Annotated in this window: 12 protein-coding genes and 5 pseudogenes; 14 read left to right on the top strand and 3 right to left on the bottom strand. The window is 55.5% G+C overall.

Annotation, left to right across the window (positions count from 1 at the left end; translation table 11 throughout):
* Nucleotides 1-6: 6 nt before the first annotated feature.
* Both JZM30_RS22160 and JZM30_RS22165 read right to left on the bottom strand, forming a co-directional pair.
* Nucleotides 7-831 (bottom strand): MFS transporter, encoded by an 825-nt coding sequence (locus JZM30_RS22160; RefSeq protein ID WP_252321349.1) that lies wholly within the window; start codon nt 829-831, stop codon nt 7-9.
* 15 nt (nt 832-846) lie between these two features.
* Nucleotides 847-1,059 carry an MFS transporter gene (locus JZM30_RS22165; protein ID WP_252321350.1) on the bottom strand — a complete coding sequence of 71 codons (213 nt, stop codon included), beginning with the start codon at nt 1,057-1,059 and terminating at the stop codon, nt 847-849.
* A gap of 265 nt (nt 1,060-1,324) precedes the next feature.
* Between JZM30_RS22165 and JZM30_RS22170 the strand changes: the two genes are divergently transcribed.
* From JZM30_RS22170 to JZM30_RS22190, 5 genes and pseudogenes are all read left to right on the top strand, one after another.
* Nucleotides 1,325-1,795 (top strand): TetR/AcrR family transcriptional regulator, encoded by a 471-nt coding sequence (locus JZM30_RS22170; protein WP_252321351.1) that lies wholly within the window; start codon nt 1,325-1,327, stop codon nt 1,793-1,795.
* Between the two features lie 425 nt (nt 1,796-2,220).
* Nucleotides 2,221-3,253 (top strand): annotated as a pseudogene (locus tag JZM30_RS22175) (isopenicillin N synthase family dioxygenase).
* Nucleotides 3,254-3,378: 125 nt separating this feature from the next.
* Nucleotides 3,379-4,062 (top strand): MetQ/NlpA family ABC transporter substrate-binding protein, encoded by a 684-nt coding sequence (locus JZM30_RS22180; RefSeq protein ID WP_252321352.1) that lies wholly within the window; start codon nt 3,379-3,381, stop codon nt 4,060-4,062.
* Nucleotides 4,059-4,853, top strand: a complete 795-nt coding sequence (locus JZM30_RS22185) for a methionine ABC transporter ATP-binding protein (protein ID WP_252321353.1) — start codon at nt 4,059-4,061, stop codon at nt 4,851-4,853. Before JZM30_RS22180 ends, JZM30_RS22185 begins: the two co-directional genes overlap by 4 nt.
* Before the next feature lie 23 nt (nt 4,854-4,876).
* Nucleotides 4,877-5,420: pseudogene (locus JZM30_RS22190) on the top strand (methionine ABC transporter permease).
* Between the two features lie 429 nt (nt 5,421-5,849).
* On the opposite strand, the pseudogene queG reads toward JZM30_RS22190, so the two are convergent.
* A pseudogene (gene queG, locus JZM30_RS22195) lies at nt 5,850-6,989 on the bottom strand (tRNA epoxyqueuosine(34) reductase QueG).
* Nucleotides 6,990-7,192: 203 nt separating this feature from the next.
* Between queG and nnr the strand changes: the two are divergent.
* The 9 genes and pseudogenes from nnr to hflC all read left to right on the top strand — a co-directional run bounded on the left by nnr (nt 7,193) and on the right by hflC (nt 17,693).
* Entirely contained in the window at nt 7,193-8,719 is a 1,527-nt protein-coding gene (gene nnr, locus JZM30_RS22200; protein WP_252321354.1) for a bifunctional ADP-dependent NAD(P)H-hydrate dehydratase/NAD(P)H-hydrate epimerase, read from the top strand.
* On the top strand, nt 8,716-9,198 hold the full coding sequence (gene tsaE / locus JZM30_RS22205) for a tRNA (adenosine(37)-N6)-threonylcarbamoyltransferase complex ATPase subunit type 1 TsaE (protein WP_252321355.1): 483 nt from the start codon (nt 8,716-8,718) through the stop codon (nt 9,196-9,198). Before nnr ends, tsaE begins: the two co-directional genes overlap by 4 nt.
* A pseudogene (gene amiB, locus JZM30_RS22210) lies at nt 9,195-10,825 on the top strand (N-acetylmuramoyl-L-alanine amidase AmiB). Before tsaE ends, amiB begins: the two are co-directional and overlap by 4 nt.
* A gap of 42 nt (nt 10,826-10,867) precedes the next feature.
* Nucleotides 10,868-12,781, top strand: coding sequence for a DNA mismatch repair endonuclease MutL (gene mutL, locus JZM30_RS22215; protein WP_252321356.1), 1,914 nt, complete (start codon nt 10,868-10,870; stop codon nt 12,779-12,781).
* The gene (miaA, locus tag JZM30_RS22220; RefSeq protein WP_252321357.1) at nt 12,778-13,722 is read left to right on the top strand and encodes a tRNA (adenosine(37)-N6)-dimethylallyltransferase MiaA; all 945 of its coding nucleotides are present in this window, start codon (nt 12,778-12,780) and stop codon (nt 13,720-13,722) included. The genes mutL and miaA overlap by 4 nt, the downstream gene beginning before the upstream one ends.
* 149 nt (nt 13,723-13,871) lie before the next feature.
* Nucleotides 13,872-14,171, top strand: coding sequence for an RNA chaperone Hfq (gene hfq, locus JZM30_RS22225; protein ID WP_252321358.1), 300 nt, complete (start codon nt 13,872-13,874; stop codon nt 14,169-14,171).
* A gap of 92 nt (nt 14,172-14,263) precedes the next feature.
* Nucleotides 14,264-15,362 (top strand): annotated as a pseudogene (gene hflX, locus JZM30_RS22230) (ribosome rescue GTPase HflX).
* A gap of 91 nt (nt 15,363-15,453) precedes the next feature.
* Nucleotides 15,454-16,701 (top strand): FtsH protease activity modulator HflK, encoded by a 1,248-nt coding sequence (gene hflK, locus JZM30_RS22235; RefSeq protein WP_252321359.1) that lies wholly within the window; start codon nt 15,454-15,456, stop codon nt 16,699-16,701.
* Nucleotides 16,702-16,703: 2 nt separating this feature from the next.
* The gene (hflC, locus tag JZM30_RS22240; protein WP_252321360.1) at nt 16,704-17,693 is read left to right on the top strand and encodes a protease modulator HflC; all 990 of its coding nucleotides are present in this window, start codon (nt 16,704-16,706) and stop codon (nt 17,691-17,693) included.
* Nucleotides 17,694-17,745: the final 52 nt, after the last annotated feature.

The following is a 17,745-nucleotide window of genomic DNA, read 5'->3' on the forward strand; positions in this document are numbered from 1 at the left end:
TTAATTTTATTTTTCTTTTGTTAACCGCGGGATGAATGTTAGCACGATGGCCAACGTCGCCAGCGTAAGGATTACGCCACCGTATATGTACGTGGTGTCGATCAACCCCAAATGCTGCGTCAGATAGCCTGCGATGATGGCGGGCACGCTGTTTGCCAAGTAGCTTTCGATGTAGAACACGGCAGTGAGGCCTGCTCGTTCGTGCGGCTTTGCCAACGGAAGTACGCTACGTAGCGCGCCGAGGAATGCCATGCCAAACCCCAGCCCGGTAATGCATGCCCCCGCCAGCAGCCAACCGGTGCTGGCGCGATGGACGGCGAACAACATCAGCGTCATGCCTACAATCAAGCAGAGTGCGCCCGCGCGCAGTGTCGGTGTCGCGGCAGTGCGCCGTGCCAGAAGAATCGCCACGGCACCGCTTAGCGTCAGGGCTGCGACGGATATTCTGCTTAGCCAGGGGGAAACCGCTGGCGTATTTTGCGCCAGCAACGAGGGCATCAGCGAGAGATAGAAACCGCCCACCATCCACACCGCAACGTTGCCCGGCATCACACGCCAAAATGCCGTTCTGGCCTGCGGTGGTACGGCAACGCTGGGACGCAGGCTGGCCCAGGCACCGTTGCGGAGCAGTCCGGTTTCCGGCGTCCACGCCAGACCGATCAACAGCAGCACAAATACACCGAGCAGCAGATAACCGCTGTGAAGTGGTGCCAGTTGATACGCCAGCAGGGCACAGCTCAACATCGCACCAGCGGCCATACCGGTTAGCGGCGCAATGCTATTGACCAGCGAACCGCGTTCGGGATGCACATCCAGCAGAGCGGCACCCACCGCAGCGGTTGCCAGTCAGGTCGCAAAGCCCTGCACGATGCGCGCAATGACAAGCCCATAAGGATGCGATGCAAAGAGAAAACAGAACATGGCGACTATGTTAAGCAGTAGCGCCGCAGCAATCACCGGACGTCGCCCCACGTGATCGGAAAGTCGACCGGCGATCAGCAGGGCAAAGGCATAGGCAGCGAAGATAAATAGTAAGCAGCGTCGCGGAAAATCCCCCAATCGTGCTGATACAGCCGATAGAGCGGTGTCGGCACGCTAGAGGCCACCATAAAGGCTATCAGCGTGAGGCTATGTAGTGCGAGTGTGAATGCATTGCGCCGGGGTGTGGCGCATATCACGGTATTGCTGATAACCGTCATGGCGTGTCCTGTGGTATAAAAGCTAAGATTATGCGTTAACAACGCTACAGCGATTTCACCACTAAAGCAAATATTTTGCTTTAGTGGTGTCAGTAAACGTTTTTTGTTCGACCATGGAGTATCAGATGGCGATCACACAGGGTGTGCGGCCGGGGGGACGCAGCGCGCGAGTGCAGGCGGCGATTCACCGGGCGGTCCGCGAATTGGAACAGAAGATGGGGCGCCAGGCGCTCACCATTCCCGCCATTGCGACACGCGCGGGGGTGACACCGTCTACGCTTTACCGGCGCTGGGGGGATCTGCCCCAACTGCTGGCTGATGTAGCGGTGGGAAAACTGCGTCCGGATGCCGAGCCGCAGGACACCGGTTCTTTCACCGGCGATCTTGAGATCTGGCTGAATACTTACATCGAAGAGATGGCCTCGGAGTCGGGCCGGGCGATGCTGCGCGATGTGTTGGGCACGCCGGGGCATGAAAGTTCGGGCAAGTGTGCCGGTTTCACCACGCAGCAGTTGGAGGTGATTCGTGAGCGCGCCCTGGCGCGACAGGAAGCACCTGCCAGCGCGCAACAGATCATTGGGCGCATTGCCCCCTGATGTACCGCATTTTATTTACCCGTGAGACACCCACGCCGCAGGATATCCAGCGATTGTTGGTGGCGCTGGCTACGTCGTCAGAACACGTGTAGTCCTATACGATCGGGCGTTATCTCCCCATAGCGCCCGGTCACATGTGGTTATCCCCTTCGTCACAACGACAAAGTTGGTCGCATAGCTAAAGCGCTGCTTAACTTTGCCACTCTTTGTATTTTACCCGTCGCTGTAATTCAGGATTAATAGCATCAGATGTCGAAAAACATCGGTTTCTTTACTTTGTGCTGATAGGGGTTTTGCGCTGATAAAGGTGAACGCTCTGAAACCACTCCGCTTCCTGATGAGGTGAACCATGACGGGCTATCGTTGTTGTTGCGGCTCCTGCATTTATTTTCCGTTTTAGCATGGAATAATTGATGGAGTACGCAATGAGTACCATAAACAGACTACCTCTCCTTGATTTATCACACCTGCACGGTAACCTCGAGCAGCGGCGGGCGTTTTTAACCTCGCTCAATGAAGCCGCCCGCGATGTCGGTTTCTTTTACCTCACCCACCACGGTATTCCCGAAACGCTACAGCAGCAGTTGCAGCAGCAGGCTCGCGCTTTCTTTGCCTTGCCTGATGAGGAAAAACAGCGCGTTGCCATGATCCATTCTCCTCACTTTCGCGGCTACAACCGTGCCGGGGCCGAGTTGACGCGCAACCAACCCGACTGGCGTGAGCAGTTTGACATTGGCGCTGAACGCACCGCCCTGCAATTGACACCGCAGTCCCCCCCGTTGGTGGCAGTTACAAGGTCCTAATTTGTGGCCGGAAGCGCAGCCTGCACTGAAAACCACGCTGCTGACCTTGCAACAAGCGATGACCGCCATGGCCCAGCAACTGTTGCGTGCTTTTGCGGAGGCGCTGGCGTTAGCGCCACACACCTTTGATGCGCTGTACGGTGAGAAGCCTAACGAACATATCAAGCTGATTCGTTATCCGGGGCAATCGGCGCAGAGTAGCCAGCAAGGCGTGGGGGCGCACAAAGATTCAGGTTTCCTGAGCTTCCTGTTGCAGGATGAGCAGGCTGGTTTACAGGTCGAGGTGGCACCCGATCGCTGGATTGATGCGCCGCCGCTGCCGGGCTCCTTTGTCGTGAATATCGGTGAACTACTGGAACTGGCGACCAATGGCTATTTACGTGCCACGGTGCACCGTGTGGTCTCACCGCCTGCCGGGCAGGAGCGCCTCTCCATCGCCTTTTTCCTCGGTGCACAGTTGGATGCGGTGGTGCCGGTGTATCAACTGCCTCCACAGGTGGCGCGTCTGGCGCAGGGGCCTACCAGCGATCCGCACAATCCCTTGTTGCGTGATGTGGGTTGGAACTACCTGAAAGGGCGACTGCGCTCGCATCCTGATGTTGCACAGCGTTATTACGCCGATGTGGTAGCGAAAGCGGAACACGCCGCTCACTGACGCTTTTCTGTCTCTGCCTTTGTGGCAGGCATAAACCCCAATACCTAAAACGAAGCAATAAAAGGAAGCCTGTATGAAGTAAGCGTGTCGCATTTTTTGTCAGCAGTGTTGCATTAGCCGTTAGCGTGACATTCTCTGCCTCCGCGTCGCAAGCGCTGCGCGTAGCTGCCGATCCAGTGCCTCACAGTGAAATCCTGGCACAGGTGCAGAAAATTGATCCACAGAACGCCTTGAAAGTGATCGAATTGACCAGCGGTGTAAACGCCAACGAGCTGCTGGCGCATGGCGATGTGGATGCCAACTATTTCCAACACGTGCCCTATCTGCGGGATCAGGAAAAAGCGTTGGGGAAACAGTTTGTAGTCGCCGCTACCGTGCATGTGGAACCGTTAGGTATTTACTCACGTAAGCACAAAAGCTTTAGCGAGGTGCCGGAAGGCGGCACGGTGGCCGTACCGAACAATGTCACCAACCTCAGCCGTGCACTGTATTTATTACAGAGCCAGGGGCTGGTGAAGCTGAAACCAGGCTACAGCGATCCGGCCAAGGATCAGGCAACACCGAAAGATATCGCGGAAAACCCGAAGAAGCTGAAGATCAAGGAAGTGGAAGCGGCGCTGGTTCCGGCCAAAGATGCGCTGGGGTTAGAACGCGCAGAGCATAACCCCTATGCCAACATATTGGTGACCCTGCAAAACGATCCGCGCATTAAAAAGCTGGCCGCCGATCTGGAATCCAAAGCCATCGCCGATTTTATTGCGCAGCGCTATAACGGCTCGGTGATCCTGGTGGCGAGCCAGCAACCATGATCGTCATCGAACACGTGGGAAAACGTTACCCAGGGTGCGATCGCCCGGCATTGGATGACGTGTCGCTGACGATTCCCGATGGTTCTGTTTATGGCATTTTGGAGCGCAGCGGTGCGGGTAAAAGCTCGCTGCTGCGCTGTCTTAACCTGCTGGAACGACCCTCATCGGGCCGGATTGTGGTGGATGGTGAAGAGATTACCGCACTCTCTTCACGGGCGTTGTGTCAGCACCGGCAGCGTACCAGCATGATTTTTCAGCACTTCAACCTGCTGCATGCGCGTAATGTGCAGGACAACGTTGCTGTGCCGCTTGAGATAGCTGGGGTTGCGCGTCACGAGCGTGAAGCGCGAGTCAGCGCGTTGTTGGAATGGGTAGGGCTCAGTGATAAAGCGCGCGCCTTCCCTTCGCAGTTATCCGGTGGGCAGCAGCAGCGTGTCGGCATTGCGCGTGCGTTGGCGGCGAAGCCGAGGTATTTACTGTGTGACGAGGCGACCAGCGCGCTCGATCCTGAAACCACAGCATCGGTGTTGGCGCTGCTGGCAGACATCAACCGTCAGTTAGGTGTGACGATCGTGTTGATCACGCACGAACTGTCGGTGGTAAAAGCCATTTGCGGTCACGCCGCGCTGATGGCGCATGGTCAGATCGTGGAAAGCGGGGCGCTGTCGACGCTGCTTGCAACGCCTGATTCGCAGCTACGCAGAGCGTTGTTGCCCGATTATGCGGCAGAGCAGGCGTTTCTTCGCCGTCACGGCGTCATTGAGGGGAGTGCCTTATGCAAGGTCACCTGAGCTAGGATGAGTTTATTGCGCTAATGTGGAATGCCACATTAGCGACGGGGTACATGGTGGGGCTGGCAGCGCCGTTTACCGTGCTGATCAACGTTGGCCGATCGCTACCGTTTGTGGTGTTGTTGATTGCGCTGATCCCGTTGACCCGTCTGATCGTCGGCACCACACTTGGAAGTACGGCGGCGATCGTACCGATCACTATCGGGGCTTTCCCATTATTTTTCCCGCGTAGTGGAAAATGCGTTGGATGAGGTTGAACGCGGGCGTATTGAGGCGATCCAGTTAATGGGGGGATCGCTCTGGCACGTGATTGGCAAAGTGTTGCTGCCAGAAGCGCTGCAAACGATCCTGGCAGGCGTGACGTTAACGGTGGTGTTGTTGATTGGATTCTCTTCCATGGCTGGTGTTATCGGCGGTGGTTGTCTGGGGGATCTGGCGATCCGCTACGGCTATCAGCGTTTTAACGATCAGGCGATGGCGGGTACGGTAGTGGTTCTGGTGATTTTAGTTCAGGGCGTGCAATCGATCGGCGATCGCTTGGTACGCGCGTTGGCCCATCGACGATGATCCGATCGTTGGTGTGGAGCAAGATCGTTTCTGTGATTATATTTTAGGCGTTCAATCGCAGATGAAAGATAAATCGCTTGTGCTCCGAGACTAACCAGTCCACAATTGCGTCCCGCTCGCGCAGTAGGCTATTTTTTATGCAGCGTGTTTTCGGGTATCGAAGTGCTTACTCCTCTCTTTTGCGTTTCATGTAATATAAAATCTCATAATTTTCTTAACAGACTTATCCACAGGTTTCTCTTTGCCTGCATAAAATGATCTTTGGCAAGATTGTCAAAGGTATATTTATATCTTGCTGATATTTATCGATAAAAATAACTTATCAAAATGTTAATGGGATCACTTGCACTTTCTTCACGGATTGATTGGCAAGGAGTTTTATATTTATGCACAGGGCGGGCCAGGATGATATGACCGTCTGGCAACACCTCAGGCATCGCGCGGTAATCCTTTTTCAATAGCACGAATAAGCCGTTTTTTCTGCGGCAACTGCACGTCGATAGACTGAGCGGCACGGCGTGCCAATTGTTGCTCAATTGCCCAGCGAATATGCTCATCGATCAGTGCGCTCTGCCCGAGTCGCGCTTGTAAGGCTAGCACAACACTTTCCTCGTAGGGGGCATTCCCCAGCGCCACAGCGATATTACGTAACCAACGCTGGTGACCGATGCGGCGTATGGCTGAGCCTTCCGTGATGTGCAGAAATTTTGCTTAATCCCACTGAAACAGGTCCAGCAACGCAGGCGTATGCAGCGCGGCGCGCGGGCTAAAATCATCTTCATCGGTAAGCTGGGAAAAACGGTTCCAGGGGCAAATCAGTTGGCAATCATCACAGCCGTAAATACGGTTGCCCATCAGCGGACGCAACGCTTCTGGAATGGCACCTTCCAGTTCAATGGTTAGGTAGGAGATACAACGTCGGGCATCCACGGTGTAAGGCGCAACGATGGCCTCGGTAGGGCAGGTTGTCATGCATGCGACACAGCGTCCGCACTGTTCTTCCAACGGTTGATCGACGGGTAACGGCAGGTCGATCAGCAGTTCCCCAAGGAAAAACCAGGAGCCCGCTTCCCGATTGAGGATCAGCGAGTGTTTACCCACCCAACCTAACCCGGCCTTGGCCGCCAGCGGGCGCCCCATAATTGGTGCAGAATCGACGAAGGGGCGGAATTGCAGGTTGCCGCAATGTTCCTGTATCCAGTCACCCAACTTTTTCAGCCGCTGACGCAACAGCTTGTGGTAATCACGCCCCAGCGCGTAACGGCTAACATAACCGAGCGTCGGGTTATTCAGGGTTTTGGCGAAGGCCACTTTAGCGGACAGATAGTTCATACGCACGCTGATAACGCGCAGCGTGCCGGGCAACAGTTCATGCGGGCGGGCACGCAGCATACCGTGGCGCGCCATCCACTACATTTCACCGTGATACTGCTTATCCAGCCACGCCTGAAGCCGCGGCTCTTCATGGGAAAGGTCGGTATCGCAGATCCATACCTGATGAAAGCCCAATTCGTATCCCCACTGTTTGATGTTCTGGGCGAGTTGGTTAAGGTCGTAGGGATAAGTCATGAGGAACCATTTGGGAGAAATAAACGTTCTCATTTTATCACATCGTCTGACGGACGTCTGTGTGCTGAAGGCACCGCGGCCATGCGACATTTACCCCGATAGGTTTCTGGCAGCCGGTTTCAGACCTTGCTAAGTTGAGACATAAAGATAACCATGCGTTATCCGTTTTTGCTACAAACGCTTATGTTGCCCGGGAGGAACTCATGCCCCATACCGTACCTGCTAATCAGCGAAGGCTACCAGACTGCGTTTACCCACCCGACTGGCTGCGCTGTGAAGAGCCTGACGCCGCGCGGCAAACGGGAATCACGCTTTATGCGTTGATGCAACGTGCCGGAGAAGCGGCTTACCAACATGCCCGTTGCTGCTACCCCAATGCGCGCCGTTGGCTGGTGCTGTGCGGGCATGGCAACAACGGTGGCGATGGCTATGTGATGGCTACGCTTGCGCGTGCCGCAGGGATTGAAACCACCGTGGTCGCGTGCAAGGCTGCACGCCCTCTGCCAGAGGAAGCACAGTGTGCCTACGCGACATGGCAGAAAGCGGGGGATGTAGCATTGACGCCCGACGCCCCCTGGCCTGATGGAATTGATTTGATTATCGACGGCCTGCTGGGGACTGGGTTATCCTCCGTGCCGCGTGCTCTCTATGATGCGCTGATCGCGCGCGCTAACGCCCACGCAGCGCCAGTGCTGGCGCTGGATATTCCCTCCGGGTTGAATGCGCAAACCGGCGCCTGTGCAGGAGAGGCGATCGTCGCTGCCTGTACCGTTACCTTTATTGCGCTAAAACCGGGGCTGCTGACGGGCAGGGCGCGCGCTTGTGTCGGCGCGTTACACTATGCGGATTTGGGGCTTTCAGGCTGGTTGCAGCAGCATCCCGCGCCGATGTGGCGTTTATCCCGTGAACATATACCAGGCTGGCTGACGCCTCGTTCGCCGCTGGCACACAAAGGCGATCATGGCCGATTGCTGTTGGTGGGAGGTAATGCCGGAATGGGGGGCGCTATTGCGATGGCGGGAGAAGCCGCATTGCGCAGTGGCGCGGGGTTGGTGCGAGTGCTTACTCACATGCAATACGAGGCGGCGTTGCTGATGGCACGCCCGGAACTGATGGTGCAAGCCCTGAGTGATGCCACCCTCCGCGAAGGGCTTGACTGGGCCGACGTGGTGGTGATTGGGCCGGGCCTGGGGCAAGATGGCTGGGCGAAAAGCGCACTGCGCGCCGTGGAAAATTGTAACAAACCCATGCTGTGGGACGCAGATGCGCTAAACCTGCTGGCAATGAGCCCTTTTAAACGTCAAAATCGTATTTTAACCCCACATCCGGGGGAAGCGGCCCGCCTGCTGAATTGCCGAGTGGCGGAGATTGAAAGTGATCGCTTACTTGCTGCCCAGAAACTGGTACAACGCTATGGCGGCACGGTCGTGCTAAAAGGGGCGGGTACCGTGATTGCCGATGAGTCTGATGCGTTGGCTCTGGTTGATGTCGGCAATCCTGGCATGGCGAGCGGCGGCATGGGCGACGTGTTATCTGGTATTATCGGCGCATTGCTTGGACAAAAATTGTCACGCTACGCAGCGGCTTGCGCTGGCTGTGTGGTGCACGGCGCAGCGGCCGATGCGCTGGCCGAGCAGCGCGGCACGCGAGGGATGTTGGCTACCGATCTGATGCCAGTATTGTCCCGCTATGTTAATCCTGAGTGGATACCCTTAGAAAAGACAGAATGAAAAAAGTAGATTTTCCGCTGCCGGATGAGGCAGATACCATCGCATTAGGAGCATCGTTGGCGCAGGCCTGCAACAGCGCATGCAGTATTTATCTTTTTGGCGATCTGGGCGCAGGTAAAACCACGTTCAGCCGCGGCTTCCTCCAGGCGCGTGGCCATCAGGGCAACGTGAAAAGCCCCACGTATACGCTGGTGGAGCCTTACGCGCTGTCACCGCTGGCTGTGTATCATTTTGACCTTTACCGTCTGGCCGATCCAGAAGAGCTGGAATTTATGGGGATCCGCGACTACGTGACGCAGAATGCCATCTGTCTGATTGAGTGGCCGCAGCAGGGTGAAGGCATTCTCCCTAGCGCCGATCTTGAAGTGCATCTGAACTATGAAGCGCAAGGGCGGCACGCGCAGTTGATCGCCATATCGGCGCTGGGTGAGCGTATTTTGGCGCAGATATCTCCCCTGCCGGAGAGTGAAGCGCCATGATGAAACGCATGCTCGCTCTTGTGATGTGGGCTGGACTGCTGCTGGCCAGTACGGGTTGGGCCGCCAACCTCTCTGATATCAAGGTGGAAAACGGTGATAATCAGGCGACGGTCAGCCTGAATTTCAGCGGACAACCGATCTATGCCTTTTTCCCGCTTAACAACCCGGATAGGGTGGTGATCGACATCCGGCAGACGGTGGTGATTCAAGGGCTGCCGCTGGAGTTTAGTGGGCAAAACATTATCAAACGCATTCGTACCAGTCAGGAGAAGGATGCACAGAGCCTGCGACTGGTGCTGGATTTGACCCAGCCCGCCAAAACGCGCGCCGCGACACAGAAAGCTGGCGCGGGGTTTAACGTGGTGTTTACCGTTGCTGGGCAGCAGGAAGCGAAGGTGACGAAAGCACCGCCAGCGACTGCCGTTACGCGCGAAACCCGTAACACGGCACCGGTTGAATCGGGTGGCAATCCGTTTAACAACAAACCTACCGTGGTGGTGAACAGCAATGCCTCCGCACGTGCGGCAACGTCGCGCTCTGGCGGTGCCAGCGAACCGGTTATCGTCGCCATTGATGCCGGACACGGTGGGCAGGACCCCGGTGCTATTAGGCCTTCTGGCTTGCGCGAGAAAAACGTGACGCTGGCGATTGGGCGCAAATTGCATACTTTGCTTAATAGCGATCCTAATTTTAAAGGCGTGATGACGCGTGACGGTGATTACTTCATCTCTGTCATGGGGCGCTCCGATGTGGCACGTAAGCAAGGCGCCAATCTGCTGGTTTCTATTCACGCGGATACCGCGCCAAACCGTGGGGCTTCCGGTGCTTCCGTATGGGTACTCTCCAATCGGCGTGCTAATAGTGAAATGGCCAACTGGCTGGAACAGCACGAGAAGCAGTCGGAACTGCTGGGGCGCGCAGGGGATCTGCTGGCAAACAACAGTGCCGATCCTTACCTGAGCCAGGCGGTGCTGGATTTGCAGTTTGGTCACTCTCAGCGCGTCGGGTCGTTGCACAAACGCCGCCCGGAACACGCCAGCCTGGGCGTACTGCGTTCACCGGATATTCCCTCGTTGTTGGTGGAAACGGGCTTTATCAGCAACCTGACCGAAGAGCGTCTGCTGGGAAGCAGCGATTATCAGGATAAAATCGCCACGGCGATCTACCGGGGGTTGCGCAGCTATTTCCAGGCGCATCCAGTACAATCCGTCCCAAAGCAGGAAAACTGACCGGTCGTACAGCCGGTCAACCGTAAGGCTACAACGCCCACGACCTCGGCATCCAGTAGTACAGCGACCACGCCATACCGTAGCGCGGTGAGTCTCTTTCAGGTATCGCGGCGCGTTACGGCGTCAGTATGGCGGCGTTGCGCAGTGAGAATAATCTGAAAAAAGATGGCGTCTGGGCGGGGCAGAAATTGCGCATTCCTGCGGGGGCTCGCACTTCGACTGCATCGGCTCCGGTGCCGCGTACCGCCGTTCCGGTCAAACATAAAGTGGTAAAAGGAGATAGCCTGAGTGCCATCGCCATGCGATATGGTGTAAGTATGACGGAGATCCAACGTGCCAATGACATGACGTCCGGCACAGTACAACTTGGGCAGACGCTGATTATCCCGTCTGCCTGATGCCATTCGCGACGCGCGTGCGTCAATAACAGAGGAACTCGCATGCCGATTCAGGTTTTGCCTCCCCAACTGGCTAACCAGATTGCCGCCGGAGAAGTGGTGGAACGCCCCGCTTCAGTGGTGAAGGAACTGGTGGAGAACAGTCTAGATGCCGGGGCGACCCGAATTGATATCGATATCGATCGCGGCGGGGCAAAACGTATTCGGATTCGTGATAACGGCTCTGGAATTGGCAAAGATGATCTGGCCTTAGCACTGGCGCGTCATGCAACCAGCAAAATTGCCACGCTGGACGATCTCGAAGCGATTATCAGCCTGGGTTTTCGCGGTGAGGCGCTGGCGAGTATCAGTTCAGTTTCGCGCTTAACGCTGACGTCCAGTACGGCGGAGCAGAATGAAGCGTGGCAGGCCTATGCGGAAGGCCGTGATATGGCGGTGACGGTAAAACCGGCGGCACATCCGGTTGGCACCACGCTGGAAGTGCTCGATCTGTTCTACAACACCCCCGCGCGGCGCAAATTCATGCGCACAGAAAAGACAGAATTCGCGCATATTGATGAAGTGGTGCGCCGCATCGCGCTGGCGCGCTTCGATGTGACGTTTACCCTTAACCATAATGGTAAAACGATTCGCCAATACCGCGCCGCGCCGGACGCCTCACAGCATGAACACCGTGTTGGCAGTATTTGTGGGCCGCTGTTTTTGCAACACGCGCTGCGTATTTCGTGGCAGCACGGCGATTTGTCCATCCACGGCTGGGTGGTCGATCCCGAGGGCGCAAAGCAACTGACCGACATGCAGTATTGCTACGTCAATCAACGCATGATGCGCGATCGGCTGATTAATCACGCTATCCGCCAGGCTTACCAAGACAGTTTGCACGGTGAGCAGCAGCCTGCCTACCTGCTGTTTCTTGAAGTGGATCCGCACCAGGTTGACGTCAACGTGCACCCGGCGAAGCACGAAGTGCGTTTCCATGAGTCGCGTTTGGTGCACGATTTTATCTATCAGGCGGTGGTTAGCGTATTACAGCAGGCTTCTGAGTTGCCGTTGGCGGCCGTGGCCTCCGATGTGGCAGGCGAAGCCATTGCGTGGCAGCCGGAAAATCGCATCGCCGCAGGGGAAAACCAGTTTGCGCAGCCTGCACGTCCGGTGGAGCACGTGCCGCCGAAAGCGACAGACGTTCCGGCACGCCAGATGAAGGAGAGTGCCCCGGCCTATCAGCCACGCGCTTCTCAAACACAAGGGCGAGGGCCGATGCCCCTTGCTGGCGCACCCTACCAGAAAAAACAGGGTGAGCTTTACCAGACTTTATTGAAACCCGCGTCGATAGCGGAGGCGGTTCAAGAACCCATCGACACCGCCGTGTCAGCGTCTGTGCCAGATTTGGAACCGGTCAGCGTGGCGCAATGTTTCGGCCGTCTGTTAACCGTTTTTCCGCCCAGTTTCGCACTGGTGGAGTATCAACACGGGTTGGCGATGGTGTCACTGACGCACGCCGAGCGCTACCTCAAGCGTGCGCAGCTGTTGCCGAAGGAACAAGGGTTACGTCCCCAGCCATTATTGATTCCACAACGTTTGACCGTGGAAAAAAATGAACGCGAAGCGCTGCTTCATCATCAGGCGCTATTGGCGCAGTTTGGTATTGATATCGCGCTGGAGTCCCAGAGGGCGCTACTGCGTGCTGTACCTTTACCATTGCGCCAACAAAATTTACAAAACTTGATCTCTGAACTGTTAGGCTATCTTGCGTTGCAACCTGCGTGCACGCCTGAGCAACTGGCGACCTGGTTGTCGGAACAGCTGCACAGTGACCACGAACGTTGGAGCCAGGCGCAGGCGATACAACTATTGACGGAAATAGAGCGACTTTGTCCGGAATTGCCGAAACAGCCGCCCGCGTCGCTGTTGCAGCGGGTTAGCGTGGAAGATGCCATTAAGGCTTTGAAAGTATGAGTGAATTATCGAGCGCAATCCTTCCTCCAGCGATTTTTATCATGGGGCCGACAGCGTCAGGAAAAACCGCGCTGGCGATGGCGTTGCGACAAGCGTTGCCCGTTGAGTTGATTAGTGTGGACTCCGCCCTTATCTATAAAGGAATGGATATCGGCAGCGCCAAACCCAGCGCTGAGGAACTGGCCCAGGCTCCACACCGTTTGATCAATATTCTCGATCCGACGCAGGCTTATTCCGCCGCGGATTTTCGCCGTGATGCGTTGCGGGAGATGGCGGATATTACCGCTGCCGGGCGTATTCCCTTTCTGGTCGGGGGAACCATGCTGTACTTCAAGGCGCTGCTGGATGGGTTGTCACCGCTGCCGTCAGCCGATATGGCCGTGCGCCAGCGCATCGAAGCGCAGGCGCGTGAGCAGGAGTGGGAAGCGCTTCACCGCCAATTGTGTGAGATTGATCCCGTTGCAGCGGCTCGGATTCATCCAAATGATCCGCAGAGATTGTGCCGGGCACTGGAAGTTTTTTTCGTTTCAGGTAACACTTTAACAGAGCTGACAAAAACAGCGGGTGATGCGTTGCCTTACCGTGTGCATCAGTTTGCCATTGCACCGGTAACGCGCGAGCTGTTGCACGAACGCATCGCGCTGCGTTTTCAGCAGATGCTGGCGGCAGGATTTGAGACGGAAGTCCGTTCGCTCTTTGCCCGGGGCGATTTACATCAGGATTTGCCGTCTGTTCGTTGCGTTGGTTATCGCCAGATGTGGTCATATTTATCCGGCGAGTGTGATTACGATGAGATGGTGTTCCGTGGTATCTGCGCGACACGTCAGTTGGCGAAACGTCAAATGACCTGGCTGCGCGGGTGGGACGGCGTTCATTGGTTGGACAGTGAAAAACCGCAGGATGCGTTTGAACGTGTGATGGCGGTGGTACAGGCACCTTGATATGTGGGTTTATTATACGCGCATAGTTAGTGCATAGGGTGGCCGATTGTGTACAATTGGCGAGTCTCAGCGCACAATTTTTTTACATCATTATTTTAGAACCTTGGGGTTCTTTGTTACAAACAACAAGCAAATAAGGAAAATATAGAATGGCTAAGGGGCAATCTTTGCAAGACCCGTTCCTGAACGCGCTGCGTCGCGAACGTGTTCCGGTTTCTATTTATTTGGTGAATGGTATCAAGTTGCAGGGCCAGATCGAGTCTTTCGATCAGTTCGTTATCTTGTTGAAAAACACGGTTAGCCAGATGGTGTATAAGCATGCTATCTCCACCGTGGTGCCGTCTCGTCCGGTTTCTCATCACAGCAATAACCCTGGCACCAGCAACTACCATGGTGGTTCGTCTGCAAATCAGCAGTCGTCGGCGCAGGAAAGTGATGACGCGGAATAACGCGTATTGCGCTTTCACCCCGGTGGGGAGCCTGTACACATCGCTAGCGCTTGCCACCAGGGTGTTTTTCGTTCGTTTGAGAGGTCGCACGTTTGTTTGACCGTTATGAAGCCTGTGAACGGGCCATACTTGGTTCATATTTATTTTTCGCAAGACAAAGATACGGACGATTTGCTGGAGTTTGAATCTCTGGTTTCCTCCGCCGGTATCGAGTCATTGCAGGTGATCACCGGTAGCCGCAAGGCACCGCACTCCAAATATTTTGTGGGTGAAGGCAAGGCGGAAGAAATTGCACAGGCGGTGAAAGCCACCGATGTCTTTGTTGTGTTGTTCAACCATGCGTTGACGCCTGCTCAGGAGCGTAACCTTGAGCGTTTGTGCGAATGCCGTGTTATCGACAGAATCGGATTGATTCTGGATATTTTTGCCCAGCGTGCGCGTACTCACGAGGGTAAATTGCAGGTTGAACTGGCGCAGTTGCGTCACCTTGCCACGCGTCTGGTAAGGGGATGGACGCACCTCGAGCGCCAGAAAGGGGGGGGGATTGGCCTGCGTGGGCTGGGTGAAGCCCAGCTCGAAACCGACCGTCGCTTGTTGCGTAACCGTATCAGCTAAATCCTTTCTCGCCTTGAGCGCGTGGAGAAGCAGCGTGAACAAGGGCGTCGAGCCAGAACACGTGCGGACGTGCCTACGGTTGCGCTGGTGGGCTACACCAACGCCGGAAAATCCACCCTGTTTAACGAAATGACAGCGGCAGGCGTTTATGCTGACGATCCTCGTATTGACGAGAATATTGCAGCGGTAAACGAAGTGCTGGCAGAAATCGAGGCTGATGAAATTCCTGTGCTGCTCGTGATGAACAAAATCGACATGCTGGACGGTTTCGTTCCGCGTATCGATCGCAACGAAGAGAATGTGCCGGTCAGGGTATGGCTTTCTGCCCAGACGGGTGACGGTATTTCGTTGTTATTTCAGGCATTGACGGAGCGGCTATCAGGGGACATCGCACATTATTCTCTGAGCCTTCCTCCGTAGGCAGGACGCCTTCGTAGTCGTTTTTACCAGCTTCAGGCAATAGAAAAAGAATGGATTGAGGAAGACGGTCGCGTGGGTCTTATCGTGCGTATGCCGATGGTGGACTGGCGTAGTCTTTGCAAACAAGAGCAAGAACTCGCAGATTATGTGGTTTGAGACTGACATGTTGGTCGATCTCGGCATTGTTCTGCGGACTCTGTGATATTGAACCTGAAGAACACCAATCATAAAAGAATGGAGCTAAAACATGGCGTGGAATCAGCCCGGTAATAACGGACAGGACCGCGACACGTGGGGGAGCAGCAATAATCAAGGCGGCAACTCTGGCGGAAACAATAATAAAGGCGGCCGGGATCAAGGTCCTCCCGATCTGGATGATATCTTCCGCAAGCTGAGCAAAAAGCTGGGCGAACTGGGCGGAAGCAGAAATTCAGGTAATGGCGGCGGCACCTCTGGCAGCGGTCTGGGTGGTCGGGTCGTGGGTATTGTCGCAGTAGCGGCCGTGGTGATTTGGGCCGCGAGCGGCTTTTACACCATCCGAGAAGCCGAGCGCGGCGTAGTGACACGCTTTGGCAAGTTCAGCCACCTGGTAGGTCCAGGTCTGAACTGGAAACCGACATTTATCGACTCGGTTCGTTCGGTAAACGTGGAATCTGTGCGTGAATTGGCCACCTCTGGCGTGATGTTGACGTCGGATGAAAACGTGGTGCGCGTGGAGATGAACGTTCAGTATCGTGTGACGGAGCCTGAACGCTATCTGTTTAGCGTTACCAATGCCGACGACAGTTTGCGTCAGGCGACTGACAGCGCCCTGCGCGGCGTTATCGGTAAATACACCATGGACAAAATCCTCACTGAGGGGCGTTCCATCGTGCGTACTGACACGCAACGCGTATTGGAAGAAACCATTCGTCCGTACAACATGGGGTTAACTCTGTTGGACGTTAACTTCCAGGCGGCGCGTCCGCCAGAGGAAGTGAAAGCCGCGTTTGATGACGCTATCGCGGCACGCGAGAACGAACAGCAATACATTCGTGAAGCAGAAGCCTATGCGAACGAAGTGCAGCCGCGTGCGAACGGTCAGGCACAGCGTGTGCTGGAAGAGGCACGTGCTTATCGCGCTCGTATCACGCTTGAAGCGCAGGGTGAAGTGGCGCGTTTCGCTAAGATTCTGCCGGAATACAAAGCCGCGCCAGAAATTACCCGCGAACGTCTCTATATCGAAAGCATGGAGCGCGTACTGGGACATACCCGGAAAGTGTTGGTTAATGACAAAGGCAATAGCCTGATGGTGCTGCCGTTGGATCAACTGATGCGCGGTCAGACAGGCAATACCAGCGGTAACGTGACCAGTAACACCACGGCTGCGCCTATGAGTCTGCCCTCTGCACCGAACAACAACGGAGCAACTACCGGACAAACCCGTACCAGCACGGGTGGAACCGTCATGGACCAGCGCCGTGCAAACGCGCAGCGTGATTTTGGGAGAGAATAATAATGCGTAAGCCTATCGTTTTTATCCTCGTCCTGGTGCTGATGGCGCTGTATGCCTCAGTGTTTGTTGTGCAGGAAGGCCAGCGCGGCATTGTGATGCGCTTCGGCAAAGTATTGCGCGATGATGAGAACAAGCCTGTTATCTATGTGCCAGGTTTGCAGTTTAAAGTACCGTTTATTGATACCGTGAAGATGCTGGATGCGCGCATTCAGACCATGGAAAACCAGGCCGATCGCTTCATCACCTCGGAGCAGAAAGACCTGATCGTGGATTCGTATATCAAATGGCGTATCAGTGATTTCAGCCGCTACTACCTGGCGACGGGCGGTGGTGACATTTCTCAGGCCGAAGTGCTGCTCAAACGTAAGTTTAGCGACCGCTTGCGTTCTGAAATCGGTCGTTTGGACGTGCGCGGTATTGTTACCGATTCCCGCGGCCGACTGATGTTGGATGTGCGTGATGCGCTGAATACCGGTACCGGTGAAACCACCGAAGCGGATAGCGCCATTGCCTCTGCTGCCGCACGCGTGGAGCAAGAGACCAAGGGTGCGCAGCCGCATATCAACCCGAACAGTATGGCGGCTCTCGGTATTGAAGTGATCGATGTGCGTATCAAGCAGATCAACTTGCCGACGGAAGTGTCGGATGCGATCTTCGCCCGTATGCGTGCAGAACGTGAAGCGGTTGCCCGTCGTCACCGTTCTCAAGGTCAGGAACAGGCGGAGAAACTGAAAGCGGCGGCAGATTATTTGGTGACGCGCACTCTGGCTGAAGCGGAACGTGAAGCACTGATCATGCGCGGTGAAGGGGATGCGGAAGCAGCCCGGCTGTTTGCTAATGCCTTTAGCGAAGACCCGAACTTCTATGCCTTTATCCGTAGCATGCGTGCCTATGAAGCCAGCTTCAACGACAATCAGGACGTGATGGTATTGAGCCCGGATAGCGACTTCTTCCGCTATATGCGTTCGCCAACGACGTCGCTTGCACGCTGATTAGCTTTACCATTTTTCGCCAAAAGCCCGTATGGTTATACGGGCTTTTTTA

The sequence above is a fragment of the Candidatus Symbiopectobacterium endolongispinus genome (assembly GCF_018777385.1).
GTDB lineage: Bacteria > Pseudomonadota > Gammaproteobacteria > Enterobacterales > Enterobacteriaceae > Symbiopectobacterium > Symbiopectobacterium endolongispinus.